Annotated in this window: 23 protein-coding genes and 1 tRNA gene; 7 read left to right on the forward strand and 17 right to left on the reverse strand. The window is 53.8% G+C overall.

What is annotated here, in order from left to right; genetic code table 11:
* Positions 1-81: 81 nt before the first annotated feature.
* From AC2FNE_RS13335 to AC2FNE_RS13350, 4 genes are all read right to left on the reverse strand, one after another.
* The gene (locus AC2FNE_RS13335; RefSeq protein WP_170605884.1) at positions 82-1452 is read right to left on the reverse strand and encodes a glutamate--cysteine ligase; all 1371 of its coding nucleotides are present in this window, start codon (positions 1450-1452) and stop codon (positions 82-84) included.
* Positions 1453-1517: 65 nt separating this feature from the next.
* Positions 1518-2045 carry a hypothetical protein gene (locus AC2FNE_RS13340; protein WP_170474737.1) on the reverse strand — a complete coding sequence of 176 codons (528 nt, stop codon included), beginning with the start codon at positions 2043-2045 and terminating at the stop codon, positions 1518-1520.
* Positions 2042-2839 carry a hypothetical protein gene (locus AC2FNE_RS13345; protein ID WP_496805556.1) on the reverse strand — a complete coding sequence of 266 codons (798 nt, stop codon included), beginning with the start codon at positions 2837-2839 and terminating at the stop codon, positions 2042-2044. The genes AC2FNE_RS13340 and AC2FNE_RS13345 overlap by 4 nt, the downstream gene beginning before the upstream one ends.
* Positions 2836-3561, reverse strand: coding sequence for a 16S rRNA (uracil(1498)-N(3))-methyltransferase (locus AC2FNE_RS13350; protein ID WP_170605880.1), 726 nt, complete (start codon positions 3559-3561; stop codon positions 2836-2838). Before AC2FNE_RS13350 ends, AC2FNE_RS13345 begins: the two co-directional genes overlap by 4 nt.
* Positions 3562-3573: 12 nt before the next feature.
* Between AC2FNE_RS13350 and ubiA the strand changes: the two genes are divergently transcribed.
* The 3 genes from ubiA to AC2FNE_RS13365 all read left to right on the forward strand — a co-directional run bounded on the left by ubiA (position 3574) and on the right by AC2FNE_RS13365 (position 6844).
* The gene (gene ubiA, locus AC2FNE_RS13355) at positions 3574-4536 is read left to right on the forward strand and encodes a 4-hydroxybenzoate octaprenyltransferase (protein ID WP_170605878.1); all 963 of its coding nucleotides are present in this window, start codon (positions 3574-3576) and stop codon (positions 4534-4536) included.
* A 66-nt stretch (positions 4537-4602) separates the two neighbouring features.
* Positions 4603-6537, forward strand: coding sequence for an OmpA family protein (locus AC2FNE_RS13360; protein WP_496805557.1), 1935 nt, complete (start codon positions 4603-4605; stop codon positions 6535-6537).
* Positions 6524-6844, forward strand: a complete 321-nt coding sequence (locus tag AC2FNE_RS13365; RefSeq protein WP_170474725.1) for a hypothetical protein — start codon at positions 6524-6526, stop codon at positions 6842-6844. The genes AC2FNE_RS13360 and AC2FNE_RS13365 overlap by 14 nt, the downstream gene beginning before the upstream one ends.
* Before the next feature lie 26 nt (positions 6845-6870).
* Here AC2FNE_RS13365 and AC2FNE_RS13370 read toward each other — a convergent pair whose 3' ends face one another.
* From AC2FNE_RS13370 to pgsA, 3 genes are read right to left on the reverse strand one after another with little or no spacing between them, the layout of a single operon-like run.
* Positions 6871-7314, reverse strand: coding sequence for a molybdenum cofactor biosynthesis protein MoaE (locus AC2FNE_RS13370; protein WP_170474722.1), 444 nt, complete (start codon positions 7312-7314; stop codon positions 6871-6873).
* Between the two features lie 4 nt (positions 7315-7318).
* Positions 7319-7564 (reverse strand): molybdopterin converting factor subunit 1, encoded by a 246-nt coding sequence (moaD, locus tag AC2FNE_RS13375; protein WP_170474719.1) that lies wholly within the window; start codon positions 7562-7564, stop codon positions 7319-7321.
* A gap of 3 nt (positions 7565-7567) precedes the next feature.
* Positions 7568-8236: a CDP-diacylglycerol--glycerol-3-phosphate 3-phosphatidyltransferase gene (gene pgsA / locus AC2FNE_RS13380; protein WP_170605876.1), complete on the reverse strand. Its 669-nt coding sequence runs from the start codon at positions 8234-8236 to the stop codon at positions 7568-7570.
* Between the two features lie 176 nt (positions 8237-8412).
* On the opposite strand from pgsA, the gene AC2FNE_RS13385 reads away from it, so the two are divergent.
* Positions 8413-9297, forward strand: coding sequence for a DMT family transporter (locus AC2FNE_RS13385; protein ID WP_496805558.1), 885 nt, complete (start codon positions 8413-8415; stop codon positions 9295-9297).
* Here AC2FNE_RS13385 and uvrC read toward each other — a convergent pair.
* The 7 genes from uvrC to AC2FNE_RS13420 form a co-directional block, all read right to left on the reverse strand.
* Entirely contained in the window at positions 9294-11168 is a 1875-nt protein-coding gene (gene uvrC / locus AC2FNE_RS13390; RefSeq protein ID WP_496805562.1) for an excinuclease ABC subunit UvrC, read from the reverse strand. The genes AC2FNE_RS13385 and uvrC overlap by 4 nt on opposite strands.
* Before the next feature lie 290 nt (positions 11169-11458).
* Complete coding sequence (locus tag AC2FNE_RS13395) at positions 11459-12238, reverse strand: SDR family oxidoreductase (RefSeq protein WP_170605870.1); 780 nt, start codon at positions 12236-12238, stop codon at positions 11459-11461.
* A 20-nt stretch (positions 12239-12258) separates the two neighbouring features.
* Entirely contained in the window at positions 12259-13209 is a 951-nt protein-coding gene (locus tag AC2FNE_RS13400; protein ID WP_496805559.1) for a calcium/sodium antiporter, read from the reverse strand.
* Positions 13206-13397 carry a hypothetical protein gene (locus AC2FNE_RS13405; protein ID WP_254447897.1) on the reverse strand — a complete coding sequence of 64 codons (192 nt, stop codon included), beginning with the start codon at positions 13395-13397 and terminating at the stop codon, positions 13206-13208. Before AC2FNE_RS13405 ends, AC2FNE_RS13400 begins: the two co-directional genes overlap by 4 nt.
* A complete protein-coding gene (locus AC2FNE_RS13410; protein WP_170605866.1) occupies positions 13378-14175 on the reverse strand; it encodes a S49 family peptidase in 798 nt (265 codons plus the stop codon). The genes AC2FNE_RS13405 and AC2FNE_RS13410 overlap by 20 nt, the downstream gene beginning before the upstream one ends.
* A gap of 104 nt (positions 14176-14279) precedes the next feature.
* Complete coding sequence (locus tag AC2FNE_RS13415) at positions 14280-15041, reverse strand: ABC transporter permease (RefSeq protein WP_170474702.1); 762 nt, start codon at positions 15039-15041, stop codon at positions 14280-14282.
* Entirely contained in the window at positions 15038-15967 is a 930-nt protein-coding gene (locus AC2FNE_RS13420) for an ABC transporter ATP-binding protein (RefSeq protein WP_170474699.1), read from the reverse strand. The genes AC2FNE_RS13415 and AC2FNE_RS13420 overlap by 4 nt, the downstream gene beginning before the upstream one ends.
* A 154-nt stretch (positions 15968-16121) precedes the next feature.
* On the opposite strand from AC2FNE_RS13420, the gene AC2FNE_RS13425 reads away from it, so the two are divergent.
* Positions 16122-17240 (forward strand): CaiB/BaiF CoA transferase family protein, encoded by a 1119-nt coding sequence (locus AC2FNE_RS13425; RefSeq protein WP_496805560.1) that lies wholly within the window; start codon positions 16122-16124, stop codon positions 17238-17240.
* A gap of 15 nt (positions 17241-17255) precedes the next feature.
* Here AC2FNE_RS13425 and hemE read toward each other — a convergent pair whose 3' ends face one another.
* Entirely contained in the window at positions 17256-18290 is a 1035-nt protein-coding gene (hemE, locus tag AC2FNE_RS13430) for a uroporphyrinogen decarboxylase (protein ID WP_170474693.1), read from the reverse strand.
* 107 nt (positions 18291-18397) lie between these two features.
* On the opposite strand from hemE, the gene hemC reads away from it, so the two are divergent.
* A complete protein-coding gene (gene hemC / locus AC2FNE_RS13435) occupies positions 18398-19363 on the forward strand; it encodes a hydroxymethylbilane synthase (protein WP_170605858.1) in 966 nt (321 codons plus the stop codon).
* Positions 19364-19574: 211 nt separating this feature from the next.
* On the opposite strand, the gene AC2FNE_RS13440 is transcribed toward hemC, so the two are convergent.
* On the reverse strand, positions 19575-21824 hold the full coding sequence (locus AC2FNE_RS13440) for a CHASE2 domain-containing protein (RefSeq protein ID WP_496805561.1): 2250 nt from the start codon (positions 21822-21824) through the stop codon (positions 19575-19577).
* A gap of 34 nt (positions 21825-21858) precedes the next feature.
* Entirely contained in the window at positions 21859-22878 is a 1020-nt protein-coding gene (locus tag AC2FNE_RS13445) for a FecR family protein (RefSeq protein WP_254444598.1), read from the reverse strand.
* Between the two features lie 349 nt (positions 22879-23227).
* Here AC2FNE_RS13445 and AC2FNE_RS13450 point away from each other — a divergent pair.
* A tRNA-Ser gene (locus AC2FNE_RS13450) sits at positions 23228-23317 on the forward strand.
* The last annotated feature ends 103 nt before the right edge of the window (positions 23318-23420 follow it).

The following is a 23420-nucleotide window of genomic DNA, read 5'->3' on the forward strand; positions in this document are numbered from 1 at the left end:
CCCTGCTGATGGCAAGGGTGTAATTAAACGAATAGCAAATGCTTTCCCAACTGCAACACAACCCTATACAGCACTGCGGCGTCAGTAGCTGAATTCGGGATAAATTCTGGTCAGATCGCTTTGCCATTCACCGTAATACTTGTCCAGCAATTCGTCGGCAGGCACTTTCCCGGATTCGATACTGTCGTTGAGCGCGTTCAGAAAATGTGTCTCATCCTGAACGAGACCTCCGGCGCCCGGCCGGGCGCGGGCAGCCAATCCGGAACTCGCGATCGCAACCACCTCGCGCGCCAAATCATGCATATTAATTTTGCCCACCTGCGCCTGCAAACCGTTCTTTGCGGCTTCGACTCTCAGAGTTTCGCGTGTCTCGGCATCCCAATCCTTTACCAGATCCCATGCGGCATCCAGCGCGCCCTGATCATACGTCAGGCCCACCCAGAACGCCGGCAAAGCGCACAGACGCCGCCAGGGACCACCATCAGCTCCGCGCATTTCCATGAATTTCTTGATCCGCGCTTCGGGGAATGCCGTCGTCAGGTGGTCAGCCCAATCACTCAGTGTTGGTGTCTCACCGGGCAGAGCCGGCAGTTTACCCTGAAGAAAGTCGCGAAAAGACATGCCGAGCGCATCAATGTACTTTCCATTGCGGTAAACAAAATACATTGGCACATCGAGCGCGTACTGAACGTATCGTTCGAATCCAAAACCTTCTTCAAACACGAAAGGCAACATCCCGGTTCGCGCATCATCCAAATGCCGCCAAATGTAGCTGCGCCAGCTTTTCTGCCCATTGGGCTTGCCTTCGAAAAATGGTGAGTTCGCAAATAACGCCGTAGCGACGGGTTGCAACGCCAGCGCAACGCGAAGCTTTTGCACCATGTCCGCTTCGGATCCAAAATCGATATTGACCTGAACTGTGCAAGTCCGCCGCATCATGGCCCGGCCCATCGTTCCGACCTTTTCCATGTAGTCGTTCATTAGCCGATAACGCCCTTTAGGCATCAATGGCATGTCTTCATGTGTCCATATCGGAGCCGCACCAAGACCTATGAATCCAACGCCAATTTTATCCGCAATGTCTTTCACATCGCGCAGATGCGCGTTCACCTCGTCACAGGTTTCGTGGATCGTTTCAAGCGGCGCGCCTGATAGTTCCAGTTGACCGCCCGGCTCAAGCGAAACGTTCGCCCCGTCTTTTTCCAGGCCAATCAGTTTGCCGCCTTCTTCAACAGGCGCCCAACCGTGCAAATCACGCAGGCCTTGCAAAACCGCCAGAATTGAGCGTTCACCTTCATAAGGCAGAGGTTTCAACGTGTCCTTGCAGTAGCCAAATTTTTCATGCTCGGTGCCAATACGCCAATCCACTTTGGGTTTACAGCCGGCTTCCAGATATTCGGCCAGTTGCTCATGGCGTTCGATCGGTCCGCCGCCGGACTGAGGGATAGACATGAACCGTGCTCCGATCTTGCTGCGTCAGTCGTGTTGGCCAGTGGTTATCCTAAACCGCGGCAGTGTCAATGCAGCCGAACATGCAAGGGGCGCGATGGGCGTCGTTCCCAAATGACGACCGGGTGTTCAGAACCGCCGTTTAGTTCCGACAGCATATGCTCGGTTTTTAGTCCCGGCAGACTGGAAAACACGTCAAACAACGCTTCGGCCCCTTCCGCATTCACTGGAATGTGAAGCGTGGGTTGGCCGGGCTGATCCAGAACCCAAAGTGCCGGATTGGAAGTAGGGTCCAATGCCAAACGTTCGATTTCCTGCGTGGCGACGATACCGCCGTCGAGGGGACCGAAATATGTTATCTGGCCCTCGTCAATGGTCACCACACCCGGCCCGCCGGCTCCTGTGCGAAAACGGACGCGTTGAACTCCGATAACGGCAAGAGCTATGGAAATGGCGATCAGGACCCAGCCCAACCAACCCAACAACCCACCGGGACCGCTAATCCAGCTTAAGCCTATTAAAAAAACAAAGAGCGCCGTTAACACTTCGCGCCAGCGCCAAAGGGCCCACTTGGCTTCGGGTCTGATGAAACTCACTGCTCAACTCCGGTATAAGGTGCCTTGATGGCTTCAAATCTCATTGGCGTCAGATCGTATACCAAATGCCGTTCAACAAGACCCGCTTCGCGTGATATTTTGGCCTGCCAGATCGCTCCTTTTTCGGCCCATTGAATTTTGTTTTCAAAAAAGTCCGCCCACTCCCACCCATTCAAATCAGCAATATTCTCTTCACCAGGAGCGATCAAAGCATAACTGCTTGAGATCATTGCCCTGTTCTTGCGGCCCAGTGAAAAACTCTGGCGCAAGGCAAATCCAGAGGAAAGCTCGAGCTGCAGAACCGTCTCGTATCGCGCACCTTCAATACGGTTCCAGCCTCGCCGTTCCAATCGGGATGCAGCCAGATCCCCCATGTGAAATCCATCGGTAGACTGCGGATAAGCATCAATCGGGGCCGGGACAAGTCCATCGGGCAGATGATCTTCCGCAGCTGCCCCATTACGCCACAGCGCACCCTCATCCGTGAATGCACCACCGCCGAACCAACTGTCCTCCTGCGGCCAGAACGCGATGGCCGCCAACCATGGTGTTCTGGATACTGCGGTCCAACACCTGGAACCATGGCAAGCAAAGTAAACAAGATGCTTGCCGTCGGGGGACAGGTCGCACCGATATTCATGGATACGCCCGTTGATCCATCGACCCAATTCTACCTTGTTCCTGCGCCGATCCCAAGACAACGCCGCAACCTGAGCTGAAGGTCCTCGGCGCAGTATAACCGCGTTGTCAGACTGCGTAGCCGTCAAAACATGAAGCCTGGGTGGGGGAGTCAAGTCCAATCCCCCAATACCTGTTGCCACATGGTCAATGCAGCGACTGCCGCGGTATCCGCACGCAAGACACGCGGCCCAAGGCTAACTACGTGGGCAAAGGGTAACGCCGCCAGCCGCGCGCGTTCACGTTCAGAAAACCCCCCCTCCGGGCCGATCAGAATGGCCCAAGGACGACCTTTCTCTGTAGCAGTTAGATGCAAGGCCGCACCTGCTTCGGCCTCATCACAGAACATCAATTGGCGATTTTCGGGCCAAGAGTCCAAAACCGAATCAAGACGTTTCAGGTCAACGACCTCTGGCACAAAAGTCCCACCACATTGTTCCGCAGCCTCGATTGCATGGGATTGTAAACGATCTTGGCGAATGCGCTCGGAATTGGTGAATTGCGTCTGCACCGGCACGATCCGCGCCGCGCCCATTTCCGCCGCCTTTTCAACGATGAAATCGGTACGTGCCTTTTTGATTGGCGCAAACAAGAACCATAGATCGGGCGGCAATTGAAGTTGCTTGGTCTGCTTTAAGCAGATCAGAACGCCCCCTTTTTTGCCGGCTTCGACAATCTCGGCCATCCATTCACCATCGCGACCGTTGAACAGGGCAACTGGGCCACCAAGGGACAGCCGCATCACCCCGAACAGGTAATGCGCCTGGTCACGCGTCAAAGGAACCGATTGCCCCTGACCCAAAGGGTGATCTACATACAATCTGATTTTTGCGTTCATGGGACCTTACATATGCAAGGCAATGCGCCAACACCAGACGGTCAAGTTGCCGATGCCGTCACGGGAAACTGGGTGGATACCCACGCTCCGGCCTTTGCGCGCCCTTACTTGCGTTTGTCTCGGGCTGATCGACCTATTGGCACCTGGCTGCTGCTGATCCCCTGCTGGTGGGGATTAGCATTGGCAATCCTCAGCCGTGGAGACGCGCGTTGGAGCGACCTTTGGATTGCGGCAGGTTGCGCTATTGGAGCGTTCTTGATGCGAGGGGCCGGTTGCACTTGGAACGACATAACGGACCGTGACATCGACGCCCGGGTCGAGCGGACACTGTCACGACCGATCCCTTCGGGCCAGGTCAGTGTGCGGCAGGCGATAATTTGGATGGTACTTCAATGTTTGTTTGCACTGGCAATTCTGTTGACTTTCAACCGCGCAGCCATCGCAATGGGTGTACTGTCCTTGCTGCCCGTGACCATCTATCCGTTTGCCAAACGATTCACTTGGTGGCCGCAGGTGTTTCTTGGATTAGCTTTCAACTGGGGCGTTCTGCTGACCTGGGCCGCCCATACAGGGACTATAGGTTGGCCTGCAATCACCCTTTACTTGTCAGGAATCGCGTGGACCCTGTTTTATGATACGATCTACGCTCATCAGGACGCTGAAGACGATGAATTGATTGGTGTGAAATCCACCGCTCGCCTGTTTGGCGTCGATACAGCCAGATGGCTCAAGTATTTTCTGGTTCTTACCGTAAGTCTGATGGCACTTGCCATTATCGACGCTGCATTGCCGCGGGCCTCGCTACTTGCTTTGGCGGTCGCGCTGGCAGGGCCGTGGGCAATGGGGTGGCATATGGCGTGGCAACTGCGCGGTCTGGACACTGAAGACAACGCGAAATTATTGCAATTATTTCGCGCCAACCGGGACACCGGCCTTATTCCGCTTATCTTCCTTTGCGTCGCACTATTGCTCTGATTGAACCTCCGGCCCGGGGTCTGTATGAGTCCGATGCCAGACGACCGAGGAGTCACAATTCACCCCATGCGCCTGCCATACGCAATCGCCGTTGCCGTGTTTTTTGTCATATCAGCCATGATATCCGTTGTGGGTGCAGGCTTGGCTGTCACACGGATCGAAGACGCCTCTGAACTGGCTGTACGCCGGGCGCTGGACCTGCAGGGTCATGACTGGGCCGAAGTGCAATCGGACGGTTTGCGTGTTGTTTTGACAGGAACGGCCCCAACGGAAGCGACCCGGTTCAACGCGCTGACTGCAGCCGGAACCGAGGTCGACACTTCGCGCGTGATCGACGAAATGGAAGTTGCACCGACAGCCAATCTGAACCCGCCCCGATTCTCGGCCGAGATCTTGCGCAACGATAATGGAATTTCGTTGATTGGTTTGATCCCCGCAAGCGAGGACCGCGGCGCTCTGATCGACAACCTAAAACGCTTGAACCCCGGTGTTAGCGTTTCGGACCTTATGGAAACCGCGGATTACCCCGAACCAAAGGGGTGGGATGACGCAGTAACTTTTGCTGTCGCGGCGCTATCAAAACTGCCTAGGTCCAAGATTTCTGCAAGCCCCGGGTTGGTCCGGATCACCGCGATTACTGATAGCCAACAGGAAAAAGAACGGTTGGAACAGGAGCTGACCCGTGCTGCGCCACCCAGCCTGCGTATTGGGCTATCTATTTCCGCACCGAGGCCGGTCATAACTCCGTTCACTTTGCGCTATCTGATCAACGAAGCAGGAGGGCAGTTCGACGCTTGTTCTGCCCAAGACGAAACAGCGCGCGCCAGTATATTAGAGGCGGCCAAGAAAGCTGGTTTAACGGGACCACACGACTGCACGATTGGATTGGGCGTACCCTCTCCGCGATGGGCCAGCGCCGCTCAGCTAAGCATTCGCGCACTTTCCGAATTGGGGCGCGGATCCGTTACTCTTTCTGACGCAGACGTCACACTGGTGGCCGCACAGGATACCGACCCCGCCCTTTTTGATCGCGTGGTCGGAGAACTTGAAACAGCATTGCCAGACGTATTTGTTCTTCATGCCGTTCTGACCGAACCGGAAACTCAGGAACAGAGTGGCCCAGTCGAGTTTACCGCGACGCGCAGTCCCGAAGGCCTTGTGCAATTGCGCGGGCGTCTTGAAGATGAAGCCTTGCGGGACATGGTCGACAGCTTTGCAAAAGCGGCATTTGGGTCCAACCAAGTATACACCGCGACCCGTTTAGTGTCTGACCTGCCGGAAGACTGGTCCGTACGAGTACTGGCCGGACTTGATGCACTGTCACAGCTGAATAACGGAGCATTAACAGTGACCCCCGACTATGTCGAACTTTCGGGCATAACCCACGATCCCCAAGCAAAAGCCCGGATCGCAGGGCAACTATCAGAACAGCTGGGCGATGCACAGGATTTCAACCTGCTAATTGCCTATCAGGCACCGCCTGAACCGGAAGACGCTCTGCCCGACCCTGAGCAGTGCGAAGAGCAGATAGCGGAAATTCAATCCGCCAGCAAAATCGCGTTCGAACCCGGGTCGGCCACAATTGCCGCAGAGTCGCGTGACACAGTGAACCAGATTGCCGATATCCTGCGAGAGTGCGGACCGATAAGGATGGAAATCCAAGGTCATACCGACAGTCAGGGTCGCGAAGAGATGAACCTTCAGCTCAGCCAGTCCCGCGCGCAATCCATTCTGACGGAACTAAGAGGGCGGCGAATCCCAACGTCCAGTTATACTGCGGTGGGTTATGGCGAAACGCAGCCCATTGCCGATAACGACACAGAAGAGGGTCGAGAAGAAAACCGACGGATTGAATTCCGGCTTGTTCGCCCTGAACCCGGTACAAACAATGAATCTGGACTAGAGGCATTGGAATCCGAACTTGAAGCGATAGAAGCCGAACCAACGGACGATGCAACGCCCGACGCGGAAACAGGGAATCTGCAAGTTGAACCGAACTGAATTCATAATAGCCACTGCCATTATCTTGTTCGCGGCCTTTTGCATGGGATGGTTCGCCAACTGGCTGGCCCATCGTCTGTCGCGTGTCCGCCAAAGCGATGTGGCCGATTTGGATCGCATGAGCCAAGAGCTGCATGAAGCCGAAGAGACGCGGGATCAGGCAATTACTTACCTTCAGCAGCGTGAGGCCGAACTTACGAACCAACTGACCCAGACTGAGGCGGAACTGACCGCTGCGATGGACGGACTTCGCGCTGCGCGTCAAGAGGCCGATGAACTGCGCGGGCGGATCAGAGACTCGGACTAAACGCTCGCGCGATATGTTTTACGACGCTACCAGCGGCCCAAAGCGTTTTCATCCTCATCCCTGGCTGCGACCCATTCCGCACCCGACCTGGTGATTTCCTTTTTCCAGAAAGGCGCACGGGATTTAAGATAATCCATCAGAAACTCTGCTGCCTCGAACGCATCTTTGCGATGCGGCGCCGCGGTGGCGACCATCATGATCCGCTCTCCTGGCTCAAGACGCCCATGCCTGTGGATCACCAGCACGTCGCCTAAGGACCATCTTTTCTGCGCCTCCTGAGCGATCTTCGTCAAGGCCCTTTCAGTCATGCCGGGATAATGCTCAATTTCCATTACATCCAAATCGCCGGTTGCAAGATCGCGCACCACACCTGTGAATGTAACGATAGCTCCATGCGCAACGTTACCCCGGGCGAATGAATTAGCCTCGGCCCCCAGATCAAATTGTTCTTCCTGAACCGCGATACGCATTTGGTCATCCACCAGTCATTGGCGGAAAAAAAGCCACTTCGCGCACACCGGAAAGCGGTGCATCGAAGTCAGCCAACTCCTGATCAAGTGCCACGCGCAAAGCTGAGATATCCGCGAATGCGGCGGCGTAGCGATCTTCGCGCTCACTTAGCTCTGCCACCAATTCCGCGACCGTGGCAGCCCTGGTCTCCACCCGTTCTTTTGGAATTCCGATGCGTTCGCGAACCCAAGCGAAATACAGCACATCCATCCACTAGCTCTCCTTCAGATGAGGCATGGCTTTACGTAGGTAGTCATAACCCGTGATCAATGTCAGCGCAGCGGCAATCCACAACAGCCACAGCCCGACCTGTCCGGACCAGTACATTCCACTGAGGTGCCAGCGTAAATTGTTCACATCCTCAACTTGTCCGGCGATAACTTGTTCGACCAAATCAGCATCCATGCCGTAGGTCGCCATCACTGCATAGTGTTCAAAAATACCCTGTGAGAACATTATTGCGATGGCAACCATCTGCGCGGTTGTTTTCCATTTTGCCAGTTTCGTGACTTTCAATGTTCCGGCCACGTCTCCCAAATACTCGCGCAGGCCAGAAACAAAAACTTCTCGGAATAAGATCACAGTTGCTGGAAGAACCAGCCAAGGTGTCCAATGTTCAGTTGAATAGCCCACTAGGATCATAAGCGCGATTACAACCATCGCCTTATCGGCGATAGGGTCCAACATAGCGCCAATCTTGGTCTCTTGTTTCCAAGCGCGGGCCAGATATCCATCAAACCAGTCGGTGATTGCAGCTGACAAAAACAGGATTAGCGCAAACCAGTCCGCATAGGGGCGAGTGAAGTACAGAAACATCACCGCCAGGCCTGGCGCGGCAAGCAGGCGCAGTATCGTAAGGATATTGGGCAAGTTCCATTTCATGCAGCGGAGCCTACATCGCCGGTTCCGGACAGAAAAGACGGTGCAGCAAAAAACTATACCGATCACATGGGCTTGGTCAAAGCGCCGCAGCTGTCAGGTGCGTTCGAAATTGGACTTGGCCTCCGCCACGATTGGCGTCAGATTGCCGCGTGAATCAGGCCAATGAAGCATCCAAGATGACAGCTCAAGTTCTAACTAATTCCCGATCGAACCTGATTGGCAGTATTTGGATGATTACAGCGATGGCCGGGTTCGCCATTGAAGATGCTTTCCTTAAAGGAATGTCCAAGTCACTGCCTGTTTGGCAAGTTCTGGTTTATTTCGGGTTGGGTGGATCTGCTGTATTCGGCGCGATATCGACGCTGCGAGGTTCGCGACTGTTTCAAAGGGCTGTTCTTTCCCGCCCGATGCTCATCCGAGGGTTTTTTGAGGTTCTCGGTCGGTTGTTCTATGTTCTGGCCGTCGCCTTGACGCCGTTGTCTTCGGCTACTGTGATACTACAAGCCGCACCATTAGTCGTCGTCGCAGGGGCCGCTCTGATTTTTGGCGAAACAGTCGGTTGGCGCCGATGGAGCGCGATCTTTGTCGGCATGGCCGGTGTAATTGTTGTCATCCAACCAACCGGTGACAGCTTCTCAATTCTATCGCTGTTGGCAGTTTTCGGAATGCTGGGTTTGGCCGGTCGAGATCTGGCCAGCCGCGCGGCACCTGCGCAACTGGGAACCGATTTGTTGGGATTTTACGGTTTTCTCAGCGTCATTGTCGCCGGGTTTTTCTATCGCTTTGTGGAAGGCGTTCCTGCAGAACCTCTTTCCTCTGATTCCGGTTTTTACCTAGCGGGCGCGGTGATGTTCGGTACAATGGCATATGCGTCTCTGATGAAGGCAATGAGAACGGGCGAAGTGTCGGCGGTGACACCGTTTCGATACTCACGCCTTCTGTTCGGTATCGGTTTGGGCGTGTTTTTGTTCGGCGAGCGATTGGATCAAACTATGTGGATCGGAAGCGCCCTGATCGTAGCCTCGGGTCTCTACATCCTTTGGCGCGGCAGATACCACTAACCTTTTTCATGAAAGAAGTCATAGACCTTTTGCGCAAGGCCTGCTGAAATTCCGTCCACTGCTCTTAAGTCGGCCAGATTGGCGCGGCTGACTGCTTTGGCGCTGCCAAAATGCGCCAGCAGCGCGCGTTTTCGCGCGGCGCCAACCCCGGGTATTTCATCTAACGGGGTGGCACCTACGGCTTTTGACCGCTTGGCGCGATGTGTTCCGATAGCAAAACGGTGGGCCTCATCCCGCAATCGTTGAATAAAATACAGAACAGGATCGTTTCGTTTTAGTGCAAAGGGTCGCTGGCCAAATCGATGGAACTCTTCCTTGCCGTGATCCCGGTCTACACCCTTGGCTACACCGATCATCGGGATGTCTTCCACCCCATGCTGCGCCATGATTTCATGCACTGCACTGACCTGGCCTGCCCCTCCGTCTATCAACAACAGGTCCGGCCAATGACCCTTGTCTCGATCCGGATCTTCTTTCTGAAGGCGTGTAAAGCGGCGCGTCAGAACCTCTTTCATCATTCCAAAGTCGTCGCCTGGTGTCAGGTCGTCACCGCGGATATTGAACTTGCGATAAGAGTTTTTAATAAAGCCCTCAGGGCCGGCCACAATCATACCGCCCACCGCATTGGTGCCCTGGATATGCGAGTTGTCGTACACCTCTATCCGTTCAGGAGGGTTGTCTAGATCGAATGCCTCGGCCAAGCCGCGCAACAGCTTGGCTTGCGTGGCAGTTTCCGACATGCGGCGGGCCAAAGATTCGCGCGCATTTCGCAAGGCTCCAGCGACCAGTTCTTGTTTTTCTCCACGCTGTGGCACTAAAATTTCGACCCTGCGACCAGCTTTTTCAGACAATGCTTCCTGCATGAGGTCTGCGTTCTCGATTGCATCAGACAAGATCAACTGAAGCGGTGGTTCCTTATTGTCGTAGAATTGCCCCAGAAACGCTTCCATGACCTCTGCCGCAGAAACATCTGGCCCGACACGCGGATAAAAATCTCGGTTGCCCCAGTTCTGGTTGGCCCGGATGAAGAAAACTTGTACACAGGCCTGTCCGCTGTCCATGAACAGTCCGATTACATCCGCCTCGGTAACACCGCGCGGATTGATTCCTTGGCTGGTTTGAACTTGCGTTAAAGCCCGAATTCGATCCCGAAGACTGGCAGCACGCTCAAATTCCATCGCCTCGGACGCCGCCATCATCTGTTCGGCCAGCTCTTCCTGAACTTTAGTAGATCGCCCAGACAAGAACCGCTCTGCATCTTTGACACTTTCGCGGTATTCTTTGTCCGAGATCAACCCGACACATGGACCCGAGCACCTCTTGATCTGATAGAGAAGACAGGGCCGCGTACGACTGTCGAACATCGAATCCGAACAGTTTCGCAGCAGAAATGCCTTTTGAAGCTGATTGAGGGTCCGGTTCACAGCACCTGCACTGGCGAAGGGGCCAAAGTAAGCGCCCTTTTCTTTCTTTGCACCCCGGTGCTTTTTTATCTGAGGAAAAGGATGATCCTTGGCCACCAGAATATTTGGAAAGCTTTTGTCATCACGTAGCAGCACGTTGTACTTTGGCTTTAGTTGCTTGATCAGGTTCTGCTCAAGCAACAGAGCTTCGGTTTCAGTGCGGGTAGTCAAGAACATCATCGAGGCTGTAGCGGCGATCATCCTCTCGATCCGACCAGAATGACCTGGACGAGCGTAATTGGATACCCGCGCTTTCAGGTTTCGGGCCTTGCCTACATAAAGGACTCTGCTCTCGCTATCCAACATGCGATAGACGCCAGGCGAACTGTCCAGCGTTTTCACATATCTCTGGATGCAGGCATAACCTGATGGCTGAGTTTCCGAAGTCGATTCGTTCTGGGACGTCATAGTCATGAGATATGATTCTCTGGCAATGGCTGCAATCTTGTGCGCCTTAGATCAAGAGAAAACAAATCCACGGTTTCTGTGGATAACTACGCAGATAAGTTTTTGGGTTTGTCGAAATCCCCTTAAATTACTGTCCTTTCGCTGAACTGCCTAAAAATTGGGCGCTATTTTAACTATTTGAAATTATTGAGTATTTTTTTATGTGTAAAACAAGTATATGAAAAAAAAGACATTTTTGTAACGCAAGTGTAACAAAGCCGCGAGCGGTGCAAAACTTGAAGCGAATATGTCTATTCCACGCCAAGAACATCCGGCGTCTGCCAAACGAGGTGTTGACCGCCATCGACGCATAACAACTGCCCGGTGACCGCATGAGCGTCCAAAAAATACCCCAGTGCCGCGGTAATATCTGAAGGGTTTGCGCCCCGCTCCAAAACCGTATTTTTTCTCTGGGCCTTGAAGTGGGCTTCGCTTTGACGGTGGCCTTGTAAAGTCGGGCCAGGGCCGATCGCATTTACGCGGATCGCAGGTGTGAGTGCCTGAGCGGTCGTGCGCGTCAAAGCCCACAACCCCATTTTGGCGATAGTGTACGTCATGAATTCTGGTGTCAGTTTTCGTACCCGCATGTCGACCATGTTTACGATCAAGCCCGTTGCGACCGGCTCTCCCTCGTTGTCAACAATCGGTTCAAGTCCCTGTTCGGCCATAGACTGTGTCAAAACGAATGGAGCTCTCAGGTTGCTGTCGATATGGCGATCCCAACTGCGGCGTGTTGCAGTGTGAATATTGTCGTATTCAAAAATCGACGCGTTGTTCACCAGGCAGGTTACCGGACCACCCAGCGCCTCTGCGGCACGGGGCAACAGTGAATGGACTTGATTTTCATCCAACAAGTCGGCCTTCAATGCGATCGCGGACCGACCAAGCGCTTTGATCTTGTCGGCGGTATCCTCTGCCGCCTCGCGCGAAGAAGCGTAGTGGATTGCAACGTCATGACCGCGTTCTGCAAGATAAATCGCCATAGAACGACCCAATCGCCGCCCAGCACCAGTTACCAAAGCTTTGGGCATCGTGGCCTCCCTAGGTCAGATCACGCCAGAAGAATGACGACATACACCAAATATAACATCGTCAATACCATGCCCCACACGCGGGTAATGTCCTTTTTGAAGAACACGAATGGTACCAGCAACAGCGACGCACCCAACATCACCCAAAGATCGAACTGCAAAAATTCTGGGTCTACAGGGATGCGACCGAACAAAGTGGCAATGCCGATAATGGCCAATAGATTGAACATGTTCGAACCGATCACATTGCCCAACGCCACGTCCGCCTGCCTGCGCAAAGCAGCCATCACAGTGGTCGCAAGTTCCGGCAACGATGTTCCAACTGCGACCAGTGTCAAACCAATCACAGTTTCGCTCACACCGTATGTGAGAGCTATGACGGTTGCGTTTTCCACCAGCAGATGGGCACCCATCGGTAGTCCGATCAACCCGAGGATCAGGTAGATCGACAGTTTCCAGTAAGGCATATCCGGGTCGGCCTCTTCCAACCCTTCCAATTCTTCTTCAGCAGCACAAGCACTGCGGTGCGCGTGCGCTTCACGAAAAGCGTTTGCAAGAACCAACGCCAAGGCAGCAAGCAGGATTGCCCCGCTGAGCAATGTAAAGACACCAAGAAATGCCAAGGCGATGAACAGAACCGATGCAATCAACATGAATACATAGTTCTTGCGACTGTCACATTCGCTGGTGTGAAGAGTGGCCAGCATGGCCGGAACGCCCAAAACCAAAAGTATGTTTGCCGTGTTCGAACCGACCACGTTACCCAGCGCGATCCCCGGAGCATTTTCTTGAACAGCACTGATGGCAATCAATAGTTCAGGGGCCGACGTGCCAAAGGCCACAATAGTCAAACTTACAATAAGCGCGGGTACACCTAACCTTAGGCTGAGGTTTGCCGCGCCGCGCACCAGCGCGTCTCCGGCCAGTAAAAGGATAAGCAACCCCAGGCCGGAAAGCAGCCACGCCGTCATCCGCGGCCTCCTTTTTCACAGGCGCAAGGGCCTTTACCTATTCGAAAACGGCCGCAGCGCGGACATTTAGCGGATTTCAGGCGGCGTTGTCCGGGAAAGCGAAGCTTGCCGAACATCGCCAGTACCCCCATAGCAATCAGGAAAAGGGTTACGGCCTTGATGATCACGTTACAACCCGAAACGCGCATAGGCTGCGCGCTCCTCAAGGCCGGCAATTGCGTCCTGGGTCAAAGTAGCACCAATGCGCGACCAGATCTGCTTGCGCAGGCCGTAGCGGCGGAATTTTACTTTTTCTCCATAGCGTTCCTGCATTTTCGGCTTCAAATGGGCAATCCCGTCAATCAGGCCCAGTTCCTGCGCCCTGCGAGCCAGCCAAATCTCACCGTCAAACAAATCGGCTTTTCCATCCAGCTTGTCTCCACGACGTGTTTTTACGTGCGTGATAAAGTTTTCGTGGATATCGCCGAGCAAAGTTTTTAGCCGTTCGACATCTTCTTTCTTTTCCGGGGCGAATGGGTCCAACATCGATTTTGACTGACCGGCAGTATGAACCCTGCGTTCTACCCCCTGCCGCGCCAAGAATACATGGGCACCAAAGCCCGCAGAAATAACTCCTATTGAACCAATGACAGAGCAGTCATCGGCCCAGATTTCGTCAGCCGATGCTGCCAACCAATAACCACCTGACGCCGCCACGTCTTCGACAAATGCAAACACTGGAATTTCCAGCTCGTCTGACAGACGCCTGATCCGCGCTCCAATCAGTGAACTTTGAACCGGAGACCCTCCAGGAGAATTGATTTCGAGCGCAACTGCGACTGGTTTACCCTTGCGGAATGCTTTTTCCAGAATTGGGGCCAGCGTCGTGTCGCTCAGAGACGCACGACCGGCCATGCCAATAGCTCCGGACAAACGGATCACGGCCACAAGGGGGGACTTTTTTAGAAAAGGCAGGCTGAACTTCATGGGTGCCGATGTAGAGTGCGCCTCACGCTTAAACAAGGGAACCTGAGGGCCATATCCACGACGAAAACCAATTTAACACATCCGATGGGCAAAAATGCAACGCCCTAACTGCGGATGCGCCAGCCAGTTTTGAAGATCCAGCCAACTATTGCAAGGCACCCACAGGTAAAGGCCAGGATGGCTAGCAAACTGAAAGCGATCGGCACATCCGCCAACCCGTAGAATGACCAACGAAAGCCTGAGATCAGATAAACCACTGGATTGAACAATGTAATGGTCTGCCAAATGGGCGGCAGCATTGAGATTGAATAAAATGTGCCGCCCAGAAAAATCAGCGGCGTGACGACAAGCTGCGGCACCAGCGACATCTGTTCGAAATTGCTGGCCCAAATACCGATAATAAAGCCCAGTAACGAAAAGCTTAAACACGTCAAAATCAGAAACGCTGCCATCGCAAACGGGTGTTCAATACGAATGTCCACGAAAAATGTAGCAGTCACCAAAATCACCAAGCCCACAAATAGGGACTTGGTGGCCGCAGCCCCAACATAGCCGATCACGATTTCGATGAAATTAACAGGTGCCGAGAGCAGTTCATAGATTGTACCCAGAAACTTCGGGAAATAAATCGCGAATGAAGCGTTCGAAATTGCCAGCATTACAACCGACAATATTATCAGCCCGGGAACAATAAACGCGCCATATGGCACGCCTTCGACCTCTTGAATCCGGCTGCCAATGGCGGTTCCGAAAACAACAAAATAGAGAGTTGTAGAAATAACAGGCGACAGAAAACTTTGCGCCAAGGTGCGAAAGAACCTTCCCATTTCAAATCGATAGATTGCGGCAATCGCAGACCAGTTCATTCGGGTTCTCCGGACACCAGGTTGACAAATATCTCCTCGAGGCTCGACTGACGGGTCTGCACGTCCCTCAACACAAGGCCTGCTTGCGCGACGTCGTTCAGCAAGGTTGTGATGCCAGTACGTTCGGCGTTGGTGTCATAGGTAAACACTAGAACATCGCCAGAGCCGTTCAACGAAAGCCGATGGTCAGACAGGCTGTCCGGGATGGAGTCGATGGGCTCGTTCAGCGTCACCTCGATCTGCTTCTTTCCCATCTGAGACATCAGCGTCTCTTTGTCCTGCACCAAAAGCAACTCGCCCTTGTCAATAACGCCAATTCGATCAGCGATAGCTTCGGCCTCTTCGATGTAGTGCGTCGTCAATATGATGGTGACACCAGCCGCTTTCAATTCGGCCACGATCGCCCACATATCCTTTCGCAGTTCTACGTCGACGCCAGCGGTGGGTTCGTCCAGAAACAACACGCGAGGTTCATGCGCCAAGGCTTTGGCAATCAGGACGCGCCGTTTCATACCGCCCGACAGTTCCTTCATTGAACTACGGCGTTTGTCCCATAGCGACAGTTTGCGCAGAATATCTTCAATCTTGGCGTTATCTTTGCCATAACCGAACAACCCGCGTGAAAAACGCACCGTGTTCCAAACCTTTTCGAAGGGTTCGAGCGCGATGTCCTGCGGCACTAATCCAATCATCTGACGCGCTGCTCGGAAATCCGATTGAGTATCGTACCCCCCCACAGTAACAACGCCCGAAGTCGGCGTCGTAATACCACATACTGTTGAAATCAAAGTCGTTTTTCCGGCGCCATTTGGACCTAACAGAGCCAGTATTTCCCCTTCTTTTATGTCCAGTGAAACGCCCTTCAACGCCTCAAAACCGCCCGCATATGATTTGCGCAGATCCTTGATCGACAAAATCGTATTCATGTTCGTCCTCGTTCCGCTGTGCACATTACCGCGACAAATCATGGGCGAACAGATCAAAATCGCACACATGACTGTTCGCAAAGGCTGTAGACTTTTCAATGTACGCTTGCTTTCCGGGTCTTGGAACGAAACCCTACTTTGCGGGAGGGCAGCTATGCTGGATGGATTACGCATTATCGAAATCGAAGGTTTAGGACCTGGCCCGTTCGCTGCCATGCTGTTAGCCGATCTTGGCGCGGACGTGATCACGATACACCGGGCGGGTGGACCTGTGACACCCGCCACACCTGATCGGTCTCTGTTGGATCGGGGAAAACGATCCGTTGAACTGAACCTGAAGGAACAGGGCGATCTTGAAATCGCCCGACGCCTCATCGCCTCTTCCGATGCGCTGATCGAAGGTTTTAGACCTGGCGTAATGGAGAAGTTAGGATTGGGGCCCGAAATGTGCCTGGCCGAAAACCCCAAACTGGTTTACGGGCGTATGACAGGCTGGGGTCAGGACAGCCCAAACTCGGAAACCGCCGGCCACGACCTGAACTATATCGCCCTGTCAGGCGCGCTTTGGTACGCCTCTGCCCCAGGCTCGGTTCCTCAGACCCCTGCAACACTTGTTGGCGACATAGGCGGAGGTGCAATGTATCTGGTTACGGGGATTCTTGCTGCCCTGTTGAATGCCCAGCAGACCGGTCGCGGCACCGTAGTTGACGCAGCCATATATGACGGCTCTGCCCATTTGATGAACTTGCTGATGAGCCTTGGCCAAGTTGGCGGCTTATCAGAGACACGTGGTAATAGCCTTTTGGACGGGCCACATTGGAGCCGTTGTTATACTTGCTCGGATGGCAAGCACATCTCAGTCCAGTGCCTCGAGCCAAAATTCTATGCGGAATTCTTGAAGCTGCTTGATCTTTCTGGTGACCCAAAGTTTCAAAACCAGTTTGACGCGGCACTTTGGCCAGAGTTGACGGAACGCTTGGCCGAACTTTTTTCCACTAAATCGCGCGATCAATGGGCAAAACTGTTTGCTGGCACTGATGCCTGTGTCGCTCCTGTTCTAAGTCCGCAAGAAGCACGGCATCACGAAATGAACCGGGCCCGCGGAACATGGCAAACACTCGATGGCGCACTACAAGCTGCTGCCGCGCCAAGGTTTTCAACGCATAAATGGCAACCGGGGCCAATACCCACCCGTGGCGAACACACGAATGAGATTCTGGCCGATCTCGGCATTGACACCAAGCCCCCAACGAGAACCAATAAATCTGTCTAATTTAGTATAGCGGGTTTACCTGCCGCGTACCGTGTCGATCATCAGCTGCACGTTATCAGGGTCGGCATCCGGCGTAATCCCATGGCCGAGATTAAAAATATGCGGCCCATTGGAAAAAGCTTCGACAATCGCGCGGGTTTCATTGACCAGTGCCTGCCCACCCGTGACCATGTGTGACGAAGCTAGATTTCCTTGAACGCATCCGTCTACTTGAACATGTTTCGCGGCCCAAACAGGCGACACGGAATTATCCAAGGCGACGCAATCAACACCGGTGGCTTGCGCAAAACCCACATAGCCCTCACCCGCCTCGCGAGGAAATCCAATCACGGGAATTCCCGGGTAGCGTTCTTTGATAGCTTTTGTAATGATCCGACAAGGCTCGACCGAATATTTCCGAAATGCTTCCCCTTTGAGAGACCCAGCCCAGCTATCGAATATCTTAACGACTTCCACGCCAGCGTCGATCTGCGCTGACAAATATTCGATGGTGGCAAAGGTGATCCGGTCGAGTAAAGCCTCAAAAAGAGCCGTGTTTTCCTGCCTCAGTGCATGGGCAGGACCTTGATCAGGTGTACCGCGTCCGGCAATCATGTATGTCGCGACCGTCCAAGGCGCGCCAGCGAACCCTATCAGCGTTGTCTCCGGGGGAAGTTCGCGCGTAAGGATGCGAACCGTTTCGTAGATTGGTGAAAGGGTATCGTGAATTTCGCTTGCAGGATTGAGTAAATCAAATTCTGCCTGCCGTGAGATTGTGGACAAGCGCGGTCCTTCGCCCGCAACGAACCAAAGGTCAGCACCCAGCGCCTGCGGCACCAAAAGGATATCAGCGAACAGTATCGCTGCATCGAACCCGTAACGTCGGATAGGTTGTAATGTCACCTCGGCCGCCAGTTCCGGATTGTAACACAGCGATAGGAAATCTCCCGCTTGGGCGCGTGTGGCTCGGTATTCAGGCAGATACCTGCCCGCTTGACGCATCATCCAAATGGGAGGCACATCCTGAACCTTGCCCGCCAACGCCCGCAGCAATTTCTTTTTCTCGGCCATGCATGCCCCCATTCCTCCTACTTGCCGCAACGGGTCCGCCTTCGGCGTCAATTTGTCAAGCGCTGCCCCCATTGTCAGGGCAATGTGACGCGACTAAAGCTGGACTCATGAACCTGACTCTCCCATCACCGGCATCGCCCCTTAAAATCGGAACGCGCGGATCGCCGTTGGCCCTGGCGCAAGCTTATGAGACACGTCAGCGGCTGAAAGATGCCTTTGAATTGCCCGCTGATGCCTTTGAAATCGTGGTAATTAAAACGACGGGCGACAATCGCGCGATGATCGACGCAGACCGCCCATTGAAAGAGATCGGGAACAAGGGTCTATTCACCAAAGAAATCGAAGAGGCGATGCTGTGCGGTGACATAGACATTGCAGTACACTCGACAAAGGACATGCCAGTTGCACAGCCAACGGGGTTGCTGCTGGACACTTATCTTCCACGCGAAGATGTGCGCGATGCATTCATCTCACCGCGATTGGGTGAGATTGGCTCTTTGCCCGAAGGCGCAGTGGTTGGCACGTCTTCACTGCGGCGGCGCGCGCAGATATTGCACCGCCGGCCAGACCTGCGGGTGGTCGAGTTTCGAGGAAATGTTCAAACGCGATTGAAGAAGTTGGCGGAAGGCGTAGCGGATTGCACATTCCTTGCGATGGCCGGACTACGTCGCCTTAAGATGGAGGAGATTCCGGCAACGGCAATTTCTACTGACGAAATGCTGCCTGCCATCGCTCAAGGGGCTATCGGAATCGAACGGCGTCAGGACGATTTTCGCTCTGCAGAAATGCTTCAGTCGATTCACTGCCCTCAGACAGCAGCGCGTCTTTTGGCCGAACGCAACCTGTTGGCCGGGCTGGATGGATCCTGCGAGACGCCAATTGCGGGGCTGGCAGAACTGGACAATGGCCAGATTTACCTGCGTGGCGAGGTTTTGCGCCCAGACGGGTCTGAGGTGATCGCCGATTCTGTTACGGGGCCCACGGAAGACGCCGCCGATCTGGGGCTGGAACTTGCCCAATGGTTGAAGAAAAGAGCCGGCGCCGGATTTTTTGACTGGTTCGAGCGCGAATAATCTAAGTCAATGTGAACTGCTTCACTGCCAGCACTGGTATTGTGATACATTAATAAGGTGTTCCGGCAAGGTGTCAGATCAGTCTCGAATACATCGAATTTTTTACTCGGTTTTGTTTTAGATGGTATTCGAGGGGGCGAGACCGATCCATCTGACCGAATGAAACGGGTCACTGCATCATAAATGCAGTGACCCGTTTGCTTTTTATTAATCAGGACGTTGCGCGTATACCCGCCACTTTGCGTAGGGTGCCGCGATGGCTGAATTCAACGCGTGTCGTCTGTGCATCTGAACGGAAATCTGCCATCCGGCCGGGTAAGGCCCGGTAGAACCTCTTTAAACCAGGTTCGACAATTTCGGACAACGCGGTGCACTCCGCGCAAAGCTCAGAAACTTCATCCTGCGCGTTTCGGTCTCGAATAGCCGCAATCAAATGCTCATGTGCAGTTTGCAGGGTTTGGAATCCTTCGGTTTCTGCAAGAGATTTGTCACCAACCAAAACGAAAACGGGTTCAGGGTCGCTTTTTCCTTTTAGATCGACAAACCCTGCTTCCAGCATGGCGAGATCGAAACGCGCAGCGTTGTTCACCGATGCCGAAACCAAGATGTCATAATCCACGTGTCGGCAATTCTGCTCGATACGGGCAGCCACATTCACAACATCACCGATAACGGTATAGTTGAATCGGCTTCGCGACCCAATATTCCCCACGCAAGCCCAGCCAGTCGCGCACCCGGTCGCAAGTGCAATCGGTTGTCTGTCGCGCATCGCCTCTGACTCGTTGAATTCTGTCAGCGCAGCCCGCATCCGCAGCGCTGCATGCGCCGCCCGACATGGATGATCTTCAACCGGCAGCGGTGCGTTCCAGAAAGCCATGACCGCGTCACCGATGAATTTATCAATTGTTCCACGCTCATGCAGAATCTGATCGCCCAATTGCGAAAACAGCTCGTTCAGCAAAGTGACAAGATCCGTGGCCGACACGGACTCGGACAATGGTGTGAAACCGCGGATATCGCTGAACATCACAGTAATTTCTTGGGTCTCACCACCCAGTTGCAGCCGGTGGCCCGACAGCTCCATCTCGTCTAAAATTTCAGGTGCAACGTAATGAGAAAAAACCTGTCGAATCTCGCGCTTTTCTCGCTCGGTCGAGATGAAAAGGTACCCTGCCAACAACCCAAAATTGGCCATCCCACCCATCAATGGGAATGTCACATCGAATAAAACGAGCTGATTTTGAAATGCCAGCCAGCTGGTTCCAAGAACCACAGCAGCCGCCACTCCCCCCGCGACAAATGATGTAACTGCTCCAAAACTTGACATCACAGCGATTACTATAAGACCCAACAATACGAATGACAGTAACTCCAAAGCGGCAGTAACATCTGATCTGCTTAGCATCTCTCCGGTCAGGATCTGCTCGAGGATTTGGGCATGAATCGAAACCCCCGGCACGGACTCGCCAAGCGATGTTTGGTGCATGTCAAACAGCCCAGCCGCAGATGTACCCACCAAAATAATCCGACCTTCGATTTCTGAGCGCAAATCAGGGTCGTTCGGGTTCTGCATAATGGCATCCGCTGACAGATACAGATCAGGCTGGTCCCGCCTGTACCTAACCCAAACCTCGCCGTTCTCTGTTGTAGGCAGCCGAAAGTCGCCAATCTCAACCGCAAGCACGATACCAGCCTCGTCAGATGAGCCTTCGACCAAAATGTACGGCGCATCCAATGCAATTCTCAGTGCTTCGATGCCCAAACTTGGCAGCGCCCCTTCTGGCCCACCCCACAGCACAGGAACGCTTCTGATAACCCCTGTTCCTCCTAACGGTGACACATTCACACCCCCAATCCCGGCCGCGCTACGGCCCAGCGGGGGGGCAATTGGGGTCCAGTGAGGTACAGAAATCAGTCCTGATGTCGGACTTTCGCCGATCTCTATTATGCCCGCCTTTGCAGTCATTCGGCTTCCTTCGCTGGCATGCCTTGCAGCGGTGCCCATCACGACTGGCCAGTGGGCAACCTCAAGCCCAAACAGAACATCATAGTCAACTTTCTGCGCATGGCGTTCTACCGTTAAAACTCCATCAAGCGCCGGGTCATTAAGCAACCGGGCAGGAGAATACCTGTCAGGCTCGACAAACAGCATATCAAAGGCAATTGCCGCCGCACCGTTTTCTCCAAGGTTCTGGACCATCTGTGCCAATAAGGTTCGCGGCCAAGGCCACTGCCCCCAATTTGCAAGTGACTGTTCGTCAATATCCAAGACCCGAACAGGGAGATCAGGGTTATACTCTCGCGGCGAAATGCGTTGCAAAATATCGAAGTATATCAATCGCGTCATTCGTACCGGATAGGGATCCAAAACTCGAATGAAGCAACCCAGCACGATCAATCCCAGACCGACCAGACGAAATGCGCGTCTGCGGCTTGTTTTTTCTTTGGACTTAACGGTCACTTCAGCCTCCGATTGTGGCAGGTGGCATCAGCGTTCAGGTGCTGCCCTTTTTACCTTTACCCTTCCCATGCCCGGGACCCTTCCCCTTTCCAGGGTTGTCATAGCCGCCGGAGTTGCCGGTTTGCCCCGCTGGATTAGAACCGTCCTGATGGCCCGACCGATTTCTCGCTGCCTCGGGCTCGGGTGCCGGAGGTTCAGACGCGGGCGGTTCGGAAGCCGGCGGTTCTGGGGCAGGAGGTTCTGGGGCTCGAGGCTCAGGAGAAGCAGGTTCAGGAGCAGGGGCTTCACTTGGTGGATCAGATGACACCTCGGCCCGGAAAGCGGCTCTTTGTGGGCGTTCGGGTCGCGGTTCTGGGGCGTCAGATTTTTGAACCGGCAGAGGTGCAGATTCCCCAGAACATCCACCAACATCGACCTGCAGAGGTGTCAGCAGGCTTATTTGGGATTGAACAAAAGGAAACCCGTTCTTCAGGGCCAAATCGTATTGGTCAGGATCAGCCGGACGACCCACACTTCCATTCTGGGTGGTCGCAAAAAGGCTGCACTGGCGCCCGGTTGAGCGGCAAGAACCCCGTCGACCGCACATACGCACTGTGCCTTCCAGAACAAGCATGGCGCTTTGAGTTCCTGGTACAATCCACATATCGAATGTCGTTCCACGCACCGCCATCGTGGCCTGAGGCGTCTCTACAGAATAAGCTCTTTTTCGGCTCTTTCCTGAGATAAACCTAAAACTCCCACCTAAGGCCTGCACCGCGAAACTCTTTGCCTTTCGGTTGCTCCGCAACATAGTCACATCCAGAACCATGCGCGCATTCGGTCCGACGGCAATTTTGGTCTCATCCGCGAATATCAACTGAACAACACCAGACCGGTTTGTGGCGATTGTGTCACCCGAGACAACTTCCATGCCTTCGCGCAATGTGATGGTCTTTCCCGAACGAATTACTTCAGCACCTTGCTGGACGCTCAGAACCTTTCCTATTGCGGCCGAAACTGACGCCGGCAGCGCCAAAAGAACAAAAACAAAAACAAAAACTCTATACCAGGCCAAAACCAAGTCCCCTTCCCCCAAAAGGTTCCCGCTAGGGTCTAAAACACCCTCTGCCCGGTCTTGCTCCTCAATTTGCCGATAAAACTATGTCTATTAACAGCACTAAAACTTAGCAATTATTCACTGAAACTGGGACTTTTGGCAAGTGTACGGAGATTTTCACCTGAAGAAGTAACTTTTCACCGTTCAAAAAGCCGCGCCACAGTCGGAAAATCACGAGACTTTTCCTCACAACATTTAGCGCACAGGATTTCTAATCCGGCAAAAACGCTTGTGCATCTCAGAAAAATCAAGCCACCCAAGAAAATCGTCTTGTATCTGCATGACTGGCAAGGATATACCCGCCAGCGGAGACGTGGCCGAGTGGTCGAAGGCGCTCCCCTGCTAAGGGAGTAGGCGGGAAACCGTCTCGAGGGTTCGAATCCCTTCGTCTCCGCCACTTACACATTGCGAACCCGAGATGAGGTCCCTAGCGGGGCCTTTTTTCTTTTTGTTTCAAAGGGGTTTAGCGGGGCCATCCGACTTTCGGAGACTGGGGCTTT

The sequence above is a fragment of the Ruegeria sp. YKSD179 genome (assembly GCF_059612885.1).

Bases quoted from the DNA above. Each gene is read 5' to 3' on its own strand.
- ubiA (WP_170605878.1), top strand. From the start codon at position 3,574: ATGCAAGGCAATGCGCCAACACCAGACGGTCAAGTTGCCGATGCCGTC.
- moaD (WP_170474719.1), bottom strand. From the start codon at position 7,564: ATGGATGTGCTGTATTTCGCTTGGGTTCGCGAACGCATCGGAATTCCA.
- uvrC (WP_496805562.1), bottom strand. From the start codon at position 11,168: ATGACGTCCCAGAACGAATCGACTTCGGAAACTCAGCCATCAGGTTAT.
- AC2FNE_RS13395 (WP_170605870.1), bottom strand. From the start codon at position 12,238: ATGCCCAAAGCTTTGGTAACTGGTGCTGGGCGGCGATTGGGTCGTTCT.
- AC2FNE_RS13385 (WP_496805558.1), top strand. From the start codon at position 8,413: ATGACAGCTCAAGTTCTAACTAATTCCCGATCGAACCTGATTGGCAGT.
- hemC (WP_170605858.1), top strand. From the start codon at position 18,398: ATGAACCTGACTCTCCCATCACCGGCATCGCCCCTTAAAATCGGAACG.
- AC2FNE_RS13405 (WP_254447897.1), bottom strand. From the start codon at position 13,397: ATGCGCGTTTCGGGTTGTAACGTGATCATCAAGGCCGTAACCCTTTTC.
- AC2FNE_RS13415 (WP_170474702.1), bottom strand. From the start codon at position 15,041: ATGAACTGGTCTGCGATTGCCGCAATCTATCGATTTGAAATGGGAAGG.
- AC2FNE_RS13360 (WP_496805557.1), top strand. From the start codon at position 4,603: ATGCGCCTGCCATACGCAATCGCCGTTGCCGTGTTTTTTGTCATATCA.
- AC2FNE_RS13425 (WP_496805560.1), top strand. From the start codon at position 16,122: ATGCTGGATGGATTACGCATTATCGAAATCGAAGGTTTAGGACCTGGC.
- AC2FNE_RS13410 (WP_170605866.1), bottom strand. From the start codon at position 14,175: ATGAAGTTCAGCCTGCCTTTTCTAAAAAAGTCCCCCCTTGTGGCCGTG.
- AC2FNE_RS13335 (WP_170605884.1), bottom strand. From the start codon at position 1,452: ATGTCTATCCCTCAGTCCGGCGGCGGACCGATCGAACGCCATGAGCAA.
- pgsA (WP_170605876.1), bottom strand. From the start codon at position 8,236: ATGAAATGGAACTTGCCCAATATCCTTACGATACTGCGCCTGCTTGCC.
- AC2FNE_RS13370 (WP_170474722.1), bottom strand. From the start codon at position 7,314: ATGCGTATCGCGGTTCAGGAAGAACAATTTGATCTGGGGGCCGAGGCT.
- AC2FNE_RS13350 (WP_170605880.1), bottom strand. From the start codon at position 3,561: ATGAACGCAAAAATCAGATTGTATGTAGATCACCCTTTGGGTCAGGGG.
- AC2FNE_RS13400 (WP_496805559.1), bottom strand. From the start codon at position 13,209: ATGACGGCGTGGCTGCTTTCCGGCCTGGGGTTGCTTATCCTTTTACTG.
- hemE (WP_170474693.1), bottom strand. From the start codon at position 18,290: ATGGCCGAGAAAAAGAAATTGCTGCGGGCGTTGGCGGGCAAGGTTCAG.
- AC2FNE_RS13420 (WP_170474699.1), bottom strand. From the start codon at position 15,967: ATGAATACGATTTTGTCGATCAAGGATCTGCGCAAATCATATGCGGGC.